Source organism: Amaricoccus solimangrovi, assembly GCF_006385685.1.
GTDB lineage: Bacteria > Pseudomonadota > Alphaproteobacteria > Rhodobacterales > Rhodobacteraceae > Amaricoccus > Amaricoccus solimangrovi.
In genome coordinates this window covers 39,998-51,611 of sequence record NZ_VFRP01000005.1, presented here as the reverse complement: position 1 = coordinate 51,611, position 11,614 = coordinate 39,998, and the positions used below count along the sequence as shown (strand labels likewise).

Annotated in this window: 11 protein-coding genes and 1 pseudogene; 4 read left to right on the top strand and 8 right to left on the bottom strand. The window is 69.6% G+C overall.

Annotated features, from left to right (window positions below; translation table 11 throughout):
* The 6 genes from FJM51_RS07845 to FJM51_RS07820 all read right to left on the bottom strand — a co-directional run.
* A partial coding sequence (locus tag FJM51_RS07845) for an ACT domain-containing protein (RefSeq protein ID WP_368733478.1) occupies nt 1–213 on the bottom strand: 213 nt, incomplete at its 3' end.
* A gap of 85 nt (nt 214–298) precedes the next feature.
* Nucleotides 299–1,228 carry an electron transfer flavoprotein subunit alpha/FixB family protein gene (locus FJM51_RS07840; protein WP_140453578.1) on the bottom strand — a complete coding sequence of 310 codons (930 nt, stop codon included), beginning with the start codon at nt 1,226–1,228 and terminating at the stop codon, nt 299–301.
* Nucleotides 1,228–1,989, bottom strand: coding sequence for an electron transfer flavoprotein subunit beta/FixA family protein (locus FJM51_RS07835; protein ID WP_140453582.1), 762 nt, complete (start codon nt 1,987–1,989; stop codon nt 1,228–1,230). Before FJM51_RS07835 ends, FJM51_RS07840 begins: the two co-directional genes overlap by 1 nt.
* Before the next feature lie 29 nt (nt 1,990–2,018).
* Entirely contained in the window at nt 2,019–3,350 is a 1,332-nt protein-coding gene (locus FJM51_RS07830) for an aspartate aminotransferase family protein (RefSeq protein WP_140453577.1), read from the bottom strand.
* Nucleotides 3,347–4,105, bottom strand: coding sequence for a beta-keto acid cleavage family enzyme (locus FJM51_RS07825; RefSeq protein ID WP_140453576.1), 759 nt, complete (start codon nt 4,103–4,105; stop codon nt 3,347–3,349). Before FJM51_RS07825 ends, FJM51_RS07830 begins: the two co-directional genes overlap by 4 nt.
* Before the next feature lie 5 nt (nt 4,106–4,110).
* Nucleotides 4,111–6,504: a GcvT family protein gene (locus FJM51_RS07820; RefSeq protein WP_140453575.1), complete on the bottom strand. Its 2,394-nt coding sequence runs from the start codon at nt 6,502–6,504 to the stop codon at nt 4,111–4,113.
* A 128-nt stretch (nt 6,505–6,632) separates the two neighbouring features.
* On the opposite strand from FJM51_RS07820, the gene FJM51_RS07815 reads away from it, so the two are divergent.
* Nucleotides 6,633–7,598, top strand: a complete 966-nt coding sequence (locus tag FJM51_RS07815) for a MurR/RpiR family transcriptional regulator (protein WP_140453574.1) — start codon at nt 6,633–6,635, stop codon at nt 7,596–7,598.
* 84 nt (nt 7,599–7,682) lie between these two features.
* Here the strand turns inward: FJM51_RS07815 and FJM51_RS07810 are convergent.
* Nucleotides 7,683–9,124: pseudogene (locus tag FJM51_RS07810) on the bottom strand (ISNCY family transposase).
* Between the two features lie 460 nt (nt 9,125–9,584).
* On the opposite strand from FJM51_RS07810, the gene FJM51_RS07805 reads away from it, so the two are divergent.
* The 3 genes from FJM51_RS07805 (at nt 9,585) to FJM51_RS07795 (ending at nt 10,726) form a co-directional block, all read left to right on the top strand.
* Nucleotides 9,585–9,890, top strand: coding sequence for a hypothetical protein (locus tag FJM51_RS07805; protein WP_140453573.1), 306 nt, complete (start codon nt 9,585–9,587; stop codon nt 9,888–9,890).
* Nucleotides 9,891–10,329: 439 nt separating this feature from the next.
* Complete coding sequence (locus tag FJM51_RS24330; RefSeq protein ID WP_233713038.1) at nt 10,330–10,479, top strand: BrnT family toxin; 150 nt, start codon at nt 10,330–10,332, stop codon at nt 10,477–10,479.
* Nucleotides 10,466–10,726 (top strand): helix-turn-helix domain-containing protein, encoded by a 261-nt coding sequence (locus FJM51_RS07795; RefSeq protein WP_233713036.1) that lies wholly within the window; start codon nt 10,466–10,468, stop codon nt 10,724–10,726. The genes FJM51_RS24330 and FJM51_RS07795 overlap by 14 nt, the downstream gene beginning before the upstream one ends.
* Here the strand turns inward: FJM51_RS07795 and FJM51_RS07790 are convergent.
* Nucleotides 10,723–11,550: a DNA cytosine methyltransferase gene (locus FJM51_RS07790; RefSeq protein WP_140453571.1), complete on the bottom strand. Its 828-nt coding sequence runs from the start codon at nt 11,548–11,550 to the stop codon at nt 10,723–10,725. The genes FJM51_RS07795 and FJM51_RS07790 overlap by 4 nt on opposite strands.
* Between the last annotated feature and the right edge of the window lie 64 nt (nt 11,551–11,614).

Sequence of the window (11,614 nt, the reverse complement as noted above, 5' to 3'; positions counted from 1 at the left end):
CTCCGCCACCGCGTCGAACCCCTCGCGCAGCGAGGCGAGATCGGCCTTCTCCTCGGAGACGAAGCTCACGCGCATGAAGAACCGGCCGGTCTCCGAGTCGTCGAACTGCGATGAGTCGGTGATGTTGCAGCCGGTGTCGGCCAGATGGCCGGCGATGGCGGCGACGATGCCGCGGCGCGAGACGCAGGCGACGGTCAGGCAGTACCGGGTCATGCCTCGGGTCCGGTCGCGAGCGGGTCGGCATGCGTCGGCGCCGCGAGCGGCGCGCGCGCCCGGGGAGCGTCGGTCGGCCGCGGCGTCATCCCAGCTTCTCCGCCATTTCCGGCACGAGGGTGAAGAGGTCGCCGACGAGGCCGTAGTCGGCGACCTGGAAGATCGGGGCTTCCTCGTCCTTGTTGATGGCGACGATGACCTTGGAGTCCTTCATGCCGGCGAGGTGCTGGATGGCGCCGGAGATGCCGAGGGCGATGTAGAGGTCGGGGGCGACGACCTTGCCGGTCTGGCCGACCTGCCAGTCGTTCGGGGCGTAGCCTGAGTCGACCGCCGCGCGGGAGGCGCCGACGGCGGCGCCGAGCTTGTCGGCGAGCGCGGCGACGATGGCGAAGTTCTCCTCCGAGCCAACGCCGCGCCCGCCCGAGACGACGATCTTCGCGGAGGCGAGTTCGGGCCGGTCGGAAACCTGCGTCTTGTCCTCGACCCAGGACGAGAGCCCCGGATCGGCCGGGCCGGTCGCGGTCTCGATCGGCGCCGGCGCCTGCTCGCCGGGGGCGGCGAAGGAGGCGCCGCGCACGGTGATCACCTTCTTCGGATCGCTCGATTTCACCGTCTGGATCGCGTTGCCGGCATAGATCGGCCGCTCGAACGTGTCGGGCGCCACCACGCCGGTGATCTCCGAGATCACCATCACGTCGAGGAGCGCCGCGAGGCGCGGTGCGACGTTCCTGCCGCTCGTGGTGCCCGGGAAGACGATGTGCTCGTAGTCCTCCGCGAAGGCTTTCACGAGGTCGGTCAGCGGCTCGGCGAGCCGGTGCGCGTATTCCGCGCCCTCGACATGGATGACCTTCGTCACACCGCCGAGCTTCGCGGCGGCCTCGGCGACCGCGCCGCAGTTCTCGCCCGCGACCAGCAGGGTGACGTCGCCGCCCATGGCGGTCGCGGCGGTGACGGCCTTGCCGGTCGCCTCGTTGAGATGGGCGTTGTCGTGCTTCGCCAGAATGAGAACCGCCATCAGAGCACCCCCGCCTCGTCCTTCAGTTTCGCGATCAGCTCGTCGACCGAGCCGACCTTGACGCCCGCCTTGCGCACGCTCGGCTCCGTCGTCTTCACCACGGTGAGCCGGGGCGTCACATCGACCCCGTAGTCGGCGGCGGTCTTCTCCTCGAGCGGCTTCTTCTTCGCCTTCATGATGTTCGGAAGGCTCGCATAGCGCGGCTCGTTGAGCCGCAGGTCGGCGGTGACGATCGCGGGCAGCTTCACCTCGATCGTCTGCAGCCCGCCGTCGACCTCGCGCGTGACCTTCGCCTTGTCGCCCTCGATCGCAAGTTCGGAGGCGAAGGTCGCCTGCGGCCAGCCCAGGAGCGCCGCGAGCATCTGGCCGGTCGCGTTCATGTCGTTGTCGATCGCCTGCTTGCCCGCGATCACGAGCTTCGCGCCCTCGGCCTCGGCGACCTTCGCGAGGATCTTCGCCACCGCGAGCGGCTCGATGTCGGTCGCGACATCCTCCGCGGCGACCACGAGGATCGCGCGATCGGCTCCCATCGCGAGCGCCGTCCGCAGCGTCTCCTGCGCCTGCTTCACCCCGATGGAGACCGCGATCACTTCCTCCGCGACGCCCTTCTCCTTCAGGCGGATCGCCTCCTCGACGGCGATCTCGTCGAACGGGTTCATGCTCATCTTGACGTTCGCGAGATCCACTCCCGACCCGTCCGCCTTCACCCGAACCTTCACGTTGTAGTCGATCACCCGCTTCACGGGCACCAGGATCTTCATCGTCATTCCTTCCTGATGATGCCGGGCGCTCAGCCGGCCGTTGCCAGCACCGCGGTCACCGCGCGCTCGAGGCGGTCGACCATCCCGTCGAGCTCGGCCTCGGTGGCGATGAACGGCGGCGCGAGCAGGACGTGGTCGCCGTTGCGTCCGTCGCGGGTGCCCGGCATGGGATAGCAGATCAGCCCCTCGGCGAAGGCGGCCTTCTTCAGCCTGCCCGCGAGCCCCGTCGTCGGCGCGAAGGGCCGCCTCGTCTCGCGGTCGGCCACGAACTCGATGCCCCGGAACAGGCCCCGGCCGCGAATGTCGCCGACATGCGGGTTCTGCCCGAAACGGTCGCGCAGCGCGGCCTCGAGATAGGCGCCGCGCGCCCGGACCTGGGGGACGAGGTCGCGCTCGAGGATCTCGCTCACGACGGCGAGGCCGGCGGCGGTCGCGACGGGATGGCCGACATAGGTGTGGCCGTGCTGGAAGAAACCGCTCCCGGCCGCGATCGTGTCATGGATCCGGCCCGCGCAGAGCATCGCGCCGATCGGCTGGTAACCCGCGCCGAGGCCCTTGGCGACGCAGAGGATGTCCGGGGCGATGCCCTCGGCCTCGCAGGCGAAGAGATGCCCGACGCGGCCCATGCCGCACATCACCTCGTCGAGGATCAGCAGCACGCCGTGGGTGTCGCAGATCTCGCGCACCCGGGCGAAATAGCCCGGCACCGCCGGCACCGCGCCCAGCGTCGCGCCCACCACCGGCTCGGCGATGAAGGCCATCACGGTCTCGGGGCCGAGCCGCAGGATCTCGGCCTCGAGCTCGTTCGCGACGCGCTGGCCATAGGCCTCGGGCGTCTCGTCCTCGGCCCGCTCGGCATATTCGTAGCAGGGCGCGATATGGCTCATCCCGACCAGCAGGGGCGCGAACTGCGCGCGGCGGAACTCGTTACCGCCGGCCGAGAGCGCGCCCAGAGTGTTGCCGTGGTAGCTCTGGCGCCGCGCGATCAGGTGGCGCCGCTCCGGCTCCCCGTTCTCCAGATGGAACTGGCGCGCGAGCTTGATCGCCGCCTCGACCGCCTCGGACCCGCCCGAGACGAAATAGACCCGGTCGAGATCGCCCGGCGCGTTGGCGATGAGGAGGTCGGCCAGCGCCTCGGCCGGCTCCGAGGTGAAGAAGCCGGTGTGGGCGAAGGCGATCCTGTCGAGCTGCGCCTTGATCGCCTCGGTGACGCGGGCGTTGGAATGGCCGAGGCAGGAGACGGCGGCCCCGCCCGAGCCGTCGAAATAGCGCTTGCCGTCGGCGTCGATCAGCCAGCAGCCGTCACCGCCGACGGCGGTCGGCAGCGCGGCGTGGCTGTGGCGCGGGAAGACGTGGCTCATTGGCATTGCCCTTCGATGAGGCTCAGGAGGTCGGCGACGGAGGCGGCGTTGTCGCGATGGGGCGCGCCGTCGGAGCGGGTCAGGCTGTTCTCGAAGCCCACCCTGAGCTTGCCGCCGAGCCGCGCCGCGCGCGCGAGGCAGGCGTGCTCGGCCGGGCCGAAGGCGCAGACCATCCAGTCGTCGCGGTCCGGATCGGCCGCGAGGAAGGGATCGAGATCGCCGGGGTCCGAGACCTGCCCCGTCGCGTAGCGTCCGAGGACATAGAGCACGCTGTCCTGCTTCGGGCGCACGATGCCTTCCGCCCGCCAGCGGGCCAAGAGCGCGACGTCGCCGGTGTCGTAGAGGATATGCTGCGTCTCAATGCCCATGTCGGCGCAGAGCGCGTAGACGCGCGGCGCGAGGTCCGGGTCGCGGGCGATCTCGCGCGCCGCGATCGAGGCCCAGGCCGGGCGTACCCGCTCGAGGCAGGCGAGCTGCGCCGGCACGTCGAAGATCCCGGCCGCCTCGGTGGTGATCTGAAGACGCAGGTCGGGCGCGGCGCGGCTGATTTCGGCCAGCGTCTCGCGGTAGAGGCCGGCGTCGAGCGAATGCCGTCCCTCCGCGTCGCGCACATGCAGGTGCAGCGCGTCGGCCCCGGCCGCGTGACATGTGGCGGCGGTCTCGACGATCCGCCGAAGGGTGACCGGCAGGGCGGGGTGATCGGCCCGCCCGCGCCGGGCGCCGTTCGGGGCGACCATGATCAGCGGGCGGGCCATCGGGGTCAGCCCTTCATCCGCGCGCCGGTCGGATCATAGGCAGGGCCCACGATCACCGTCGCGTCGAAGAGGGCGCGGGCGATGTCGACCTTCACCCGTGTCCCGTCGGCGACCGGCGTCTTGCAGAAGGCCAGCGCCACCGGCTTGCCGACCCGGTAGCCGAAGGCGGCGGAGGTGGTCTTGGCCACGATCTCGTCGCCCAGATAGACCGGCTCGTGGCCCAGCGGCACCGCCGCGACGTCGTCGAGCACAAGCGACACCATCAGCGAGCCCGCGCCCCTGGCACGCTCGGCGTCCAGCGCGTCGGCCCCGATGAAGCCGCCCGACTTGCGCGCCGCGAAGTCGAGGCCCGCCGCGACCGGCGTCACGTCGCCGTCCAGCTCGTGGCCCATCGCGCAGAAGCCCTTTTCGACCCGCATCGAGGTCTGGGCGAAAATGCCCGCGGGCACGGCGCCGGCCGCGGTCAGCGCGGCATAGATCGCGGGCGCGTTCTCGGCGCGGCAGGTCAGCTCCCATCCCGCCTCGCCGACGTAGGACATGCGCGCGGCGCGGACATGCTTGCCGGCGATATGGGCACCGGCCTGCCTGTAGTATCCGATGTCCACCAGCTCCGGCGCGCCGCAGTCCGCAGCGACGCGCGCGGCCTCGGGGCCCATCAGTCCCAGCACGGCATAGGTTTCGGTCGTGTCGGTCAGGGTGACGGCGAAGCCCTCGGAGTGGTTCCTCAGCCACGACAGGTCGCGCTTGATCGCCGTCGCGCCGACGAAGAGGCGGTAGTGATCGGCCGCGATGCGCTGCGCCGTCAGGTCGCTTTCGAAGGTGCCGCGGTCGTTGAGCATGGCGGTGTAGATCACCGCGCCCGGGGCCCGGTCCATCCGGCCCGAGCAGACCTTCATCAGGTAGGCCTCGGCATCCGGTCCCTCGACGTCGATCTTGCCGAAGGGCGAGGCGTCGAAGATCGCGGCCTTCTCATGCGCGGCCGTCACCTCGGCGCGGACGTTCTCGAACCAGTCGGGGCGGTCGAAACGCGGCGCCGGTTCGGCGGTCTTGCCGAAGAACAGCGGGCGTTCCCAGCCGTAGAACTGGCCCATGTGGGCCTTCGCGGCCCGGTATTCGGCATCGAGCGGCAGGGCGCGCAGGTCGCGCGCGGTCTTCAGCTGCTTCCCGGGAAAGGCGATGTCGTAGTGCGTCCCGAGGATCTCGGGGGCGCGCGCCATCAGGTGCTCGACCGAGTTGAAGACCGGCGCGAAGCGCTTGGCATCGGCCTCGCTCAGGTCATAGGCGGCGCGGCCATGGATGATCGCGTGTGCGAGGTTCATGCCGGCGCCGCCGCCCGAGGCGATGCCGACCGAGTTCATGCCGCAGCCCAGGAACAGCCCGCGCGTCTCGGCGGTCTCGCCGAGCATGAAGGTGCCGTCCGGCGTGAAGCTCTCGGGGCCGTTCAGCAGCATCTTCACCTCCGCCGTCTCGAGCGCGGGCAGGCGGCGCAGCGCCAGCTCCATCATCGGCTCGAAATGGTCCCAGTCCTCGGGCAGCAGGCCGAACGAGAAGCTCTCGTTCAGCACGCCCGGGGCGATCGGCTTGCCCATCGGCTCGAAGCAGCCGACCAGAAGCCCGCCGCTGTCGTCGCGGATGTAGAGGTGGCTGTCGTGGTCCGAGAGCGTGGGGGTGTTGCCGACGATGCCCTCGATCGGCTTGGTCAGCAGGTAGAAATGCTCGCAGGCCAGCGCCGGCACGTCGGCCCCCGCCATCGCGCCCACCTCGCGCGACCAGAGGCCGGCGCAGAGCGCGATCGCGTCGCACATCACGGTCCCCCGCGCGGTCTCCACCCCCCTGACCCGGCCGTTCTCGGTCAGGATGCCGGTGACGCCCGTGTCCTCGAAGATCCTCGCGCCGAGGCCCCTGGCCCCCTTCACCAGCGCCGCGCAGACGTCCGAGGGCGAGACGCGGCCGTCGTCGGGCGACCAGACCGCGCCCAGCACGTCCTCCGCGTTCATCAGCGGCCAGCGCTCCTTCGCCTCGCCCGCCGAGATCGAGCGCGCGTCGATCCCGTAGGCATGGGCCAGCGCCTCCTGCCGCCTGATGTGGGTGAGACGGTCCTGATTGGTCGCGATCGAGAGCGACCCCTTCTGGATCCAGCCCACAGACTGGCCGGTCTCTTTCTCGAGCTGCGAATAGAGTTGCACCGAATACTGGATCATGCGGGTCAGGTTGCGCGAGTGGCGCAGCGCGCGCACCTGCGCCGCTGAATGCCAGGTCGTGCCCGAGGTGAGCTTGTTGCGCTCGATCAGGATCGCGTCCGTCACGCCCATCTTTGCGAGGTGGTAGAGGGTCGAGCACCCCATGATGCCGCCGCCGATTACGACGACGGAGGCGTGGGAGGGCAAGGTCTGGGCCATGGTTGTCCTGGGGCTGGTCGGCGGGGGCCGGAGCGCTTCGATGCCGAAATCTCTTGCGCTAAAAACATTTCCCGTCAACAATCAATAAAAATCACAAACGTTCTGCCTTGCCTCGGAGAAGCCGATCCATGGATCCAACGCTGAAAACCCGGGTGCTGACGGATCTCAAGGCGATGCTGCCGGATCTGCCGCGCGGCCTGCGCGCCGTGGCGAAGCACGTCGTCGACAACCCTTCGGACTTCGGACTCGACTCCATCCGCGAGACGGCGCGCAAGGCCGGCGTCAGCACCAACTCATTGGTGCGCATGGCCGAAAGGCTGGGCTTCGCCAGCTACGAGGAGATGCGCGAGCCGTTCCGGCATGCCCTGGTCTCGGCGCCGGCGGCCGGTGAAGACGACGCGTGGCTCCGGAATCTCAGGGCAAGCGGTCCCCTGGGCGAGGCGCAGGCCGAGGCCGCGCTGAACGCGATGGCGATCGTGCGCCGGACCCTCGACCGCCAGACCCCGGAGAAGATCGGTCGCGTGGTCTCGCTGTTGCTCGAGGCGCGCACGGTCTACCTGACGGCGGTGCGCGCGAGCTACGCCATGGCCTATTACTTCCACTATGTCGGGCGCATGGCGTTGCCGAGCCTCCAGCTGATCCCGCGTCATGTGAGCTCGGCCATCGACGAACTGAATTCGGCGGGTGAAGGCGACGTGATGATCGCGATCACCTTCACACCCTATTCGCGCGAGACGATCGAAGCCTGCGCCTTCGCGCGCCGGCGGGGCGTGAAGCTGGTGCTGATCTCGGACAGCGAGATCGTCGCGCCCGAGTTCAGCGCCGACGAGACGCTGATCGCGTCGGTGCTGTCGACGCATCATTTCGGGTGCTACGCGGGCGCGACCGCCCTCATTGAAACGCTGATCGCACTGCTGGTCGCGCAGGGAGGCGCGGACGCGCGCGAGCGAATCGCATCGTATGAGCTCCTGCGGCGGGAAAGCCACGCCTACTGGAGCGCGCAAAAAAACGTTCGTAGCGAAGGTCCGACCGGAAGGACAACTCGGGTCGGAAGATTGCGAGATGAAGGTATGCTTGGCGCCTGGCAAACATGAGCCCGCCAGCATCCCCATTGCGAGGTGAGGACGTCTGCTGTTGCAACCAAGTTGGAATGTCCGCAGGCCCGCAAAGTAGAAATGTCACTCTGGCGGTGGCGGAGCGGGGCCGGCCAGGCCGGAGACCTCAAGTATCGGAGGGCTGGCCGGCCCCGCGCGGGCCGCGTCTGCGGCCGCGTTGGGTCGTTGCGCGGCGATCTGGTCGACAAAGGTCTTTCGGCCCGGGGACTTCCTGCCAGTCGGGGTATAGCTGGTACGCTGCTTGCCGACGGCCGGGAGCGGTGCCGGCGGCGCCTTTTCCTGCTGCTCCTTGATGTAGGCAAGGACGGCGCCGAGATGCTTGCTCTCGACGATGGCGGCGTGGGTGACGCGCTGGTGCTTATCGAAGACGGTGCAGGGCAGGGCGAGGCCAGTCGAGGCCGAGGCGGCCGTCCGGGAAGACGTAGGTATCGACATACTGACCGGCCAGGCTGCGGGTCACGTCGTTGACCTCGAGCAGTTGACCTCGAGCATGACCTTGCGCCGTTCGTAATTGAAGCTCAGCTGCTGGCTGACATGGCGCTGGTCGCGCTAGCACAGGATCTCGCGCAGCCGGTCGGGTTCCACGTTCAGGGACCGGTGCAGGTTGTCCGGCCGGACCGGGGCGTGGCGAACTGCCGGTTGAACCGCTCGGTGAAGGCCGGGAGGAAGGCGTTGCCCGAAGCGATGTCGGAGACGCCGGCGAGACGCAGCTCCTTGACCAGGCGGTCCCGCAGCGTGCGGTTCGCCCGTTCGACACGGCCCTTGGCCTGGCTCGACGCCGCGCACAGGATCTCAATGTTGAGCTCGTTCAACGCGCGGCCGAATTGCGTCATGCCGTGACCGCTTCTGGCCTCCTCGGCCGCCACACGGAAGACCGAGTGCCGGTCGGAGTAGAACGCCACCGGTCGGCCATGCGCCCGCAGATAGTGTTCGAGCGCCTCGAAATAGGCGAAGGTGCTCTCCGCCGGCACGAAACGCAGCTGCATCAGCGCGCTCGTCGCGTCGTCGATGAAGACGAGCAGCGTGCAGGCCGGACCGCGGTCCTCGAACCAGCGGTGAGCGGAGCCGTCGATCTGGATCAGCTCGCACACGGCCTCGCGGCGCAGCCGCGGCCGATGCAGCCGCCGCCGCTCAGCTCTCGGAAGCCAGAGGCCGGCGGTCGTCATCCAGCCGCGCACGGTCTCGCGGGAAACCCCCAGGCCGTGATGCCGGCCCAGCATCTCCGCGGCAAGCGTCGGTCCGAAGTCGGCATACTGCTCCCGGATCAGCGCCAGGGCGTAGTCGCGCACGCCATCGCGGATCCGGTGGTTCGAGCGTCGATCCCGGGCCTTGTGCCGAACCGACAACGCGCCGTCCTGCCGGAACGCGCGCATCAACCGGTGCACCTGTCGCGGGCTCAACGCCAGCAGCGTCGCCGCCCCGGCCACCGACAGGCTGCCGTCGGCAATCCGCGAAAGCACCTCGATCCGGTTCAACTCGCGCTCGCTCATCAGCACCAGCACCATGTCCAGCCCCCAATTCCTCGATTCCGGAAGGGAAGCCTGACATTCTACTTTGCTCAGGTGCGACATTCTAACTTTGCGCCTACATCTGCCAGGGCGCTGATTGAGCGCTATGTTGCCACCACGCGGTCGGTCGCGATCCCGGCCTTGACGGCTTCGATGCCGGACTTCACCCGCCAAGCACCCGCGCGGACGGCCGCCAGGAGCCGACGAACCGGTCGGATCGCGCGCTCGATCGGCGGCCGGGTGTTCGGGTCGCACCCCCGGGGACAGCGGGGGGAGGCCGCGCGCAGGCGAGTTTCCCTTGCGCCGGCCATCTTCTTTCAGCGCGATCCCGCCGGTCGGCGCTGGTGACGGTCGCAAGCTACCCGGCCTCGGGCGCCGGCTCCGAGGTGGAGCTCGGGGAAGGGATCGCGGGCGGCGCGGCGCGGCGCGGGCGCGCCGGGTCGTAAAGGTGAGCGACATGAGCCGGCTCCGCCGTTTCGGCGCGGCGATCCGCGAGCAGCCGCCCGGCGCGGCGGAGATACCGCCGCCGGGACTCGCGGACGCGCAGAGTCAGATCGGCGTGCCGATGCTCGCGCGGAGCGAACTCGTCGGGGCGATCTTCGCCGCGCCGGGCGGCTCGCCTTCGGGGGGCGGCGCGGCGGAAGCGTTCGGACTTCTCGCGGCGCAGATGGGCGCGCTCCTCCTCGCGCTCGATCGCGAGGCGGACGAGGGGGCGCGGTTTCCGGCGCCGGTGTTCCGGCCGGCGGGCCGGTCCTTCGCGTGACGCATCACGCCTTCGACGACAGCGTCTTCATCGACGGCGCCTATGTGATCAAGGGCATGGCGGGGTGGATCCTCGTCTACACCCATATGCCGGACGAGATGGCCCTGGTCGATCATGGCGACAAGCTCCCCCCGCGGAAACGCTCGGGGAGCTCCGGGCCGAGTTCGCCGAACTCAGGGCGGACCTCGCGAAGCGCCGCCTGTTCCGCCCCTGACCGCTCGGCGCCACCGCGCCGGCGGAGCTCACCGTGCCGATCCTACGGGCATCCCGTAATTCTTGCGTTGTATCATATGCGGAATTCCCGTACAATCCGAGGCATGGCAGACAGGTTCGACCCCAAGAAGGACGCCATCAACCGGAAACGGCACGGCCTCCCGCTGATCTTCGGCGACCGGATCTTCGAGGATAAGGACCACCTGATCTCCCGTCGATCCGCGAGATGGACGGCGAGGAGAGGTTCAAGGTCGTGGGCATCGTGGACGAGAAGCTGTTTACCGCCCTGTTCGTCTGGTGGGACGACCTGCCCCGCTTCATTTCGGTGAGAAGGAGCAACAGAGGTGAGGAGAGATCATATCATGATGCCCGCTGACCCGACCGATCCCGAAGATTTCGACGTGACCGGGGAAGGGATGGAGCGCGGCCAGCGCGCCCGGCTGATCCGCCGGACGCGCACCGCCCTCGGCCTGTCGCAGGTCGAGTTCGCGAAGCGGTTCCGGGTTCCGGTCGGCACCCTGCGCGACTGGGAGCAGGCGCGCGCGACCGCGCCGGACTTCGCGGTGGCCTATGTCCGGGTGATCGCGCGCCACCCCGAGATGGTGGCGGAGGCGCTGGCCTAGCCGGCGAGCTCGGCCGTCACCGCTTCGACGAAGGCCTGCGCGGTCGCGGCGTCGAGGGCGTTGCCGTAGGCGCGCAGGCGTCCCAGGCGGCCGGGATACGCATGAGCCAGCGGGAAAGCTCCGGGCTCAGCCGGCCGGACGCAGCCGTCCTCTCCGGCAAGCCGCTGGTGATCACCGCCACCGAGGCCAGATCCCGCGGCGCGCCCTTCCGGGCGATCTCCCGGAGCGCGCCCTCGCGGGTCCGGACGTTCTTCGCGCCGTCGCTCGCCCGGGGCGTCGGCCAGCTCCGCGGCGGCCAGAGCCCGGACACGCCTGGCGTCCCCGGAATCGCCCCGCCTGGCGCGGCCGCACCAGTAGAGCCGGCTCCGGGCGTGAGCGCCGCCCACCACGAGGTTCCGGTCAGCCCAATCGGCAAAATCGCGCAGGTCCCAGGCGACCATGGGATCGGGACAAGTGCGAAGCGCGGCCCGGAGGACTTGCGCGTCGCTCCCCTCCCCCCATGCCGGGCCGAAGCCCGCAGCGCACAGATCGAGCGCCCCGACGGCGTAGCCCGCTCCCTCCAGGTCAGCCGAAACAAGATCGAGCCAGCGGAGCCCGGCCGCGCTCGCAACCTGCTCGCCAAGGACGAGGTCAGGGCGGAGGGTGTCGACGAGATGGAAGACGGCGGGCCAGAGATGCCGCTCGTCATCAAACCCGAGGCCGCCGCCTGTCGCGCTGAAAGGCTGGCAATTGTGGACGGCGATTCCATCGGCTGTGTAGCTTTCATCTTCATGGACTGCGAGGTTGTAGACGCGGGCGCGGCCCGCCGGCGTGACCGAGCGCACCAGCCCGATCCCGTGCAGGGCGTCGAAGGCGAAGGATCTCGCGCTACTCCAGGCGGTGACGCGA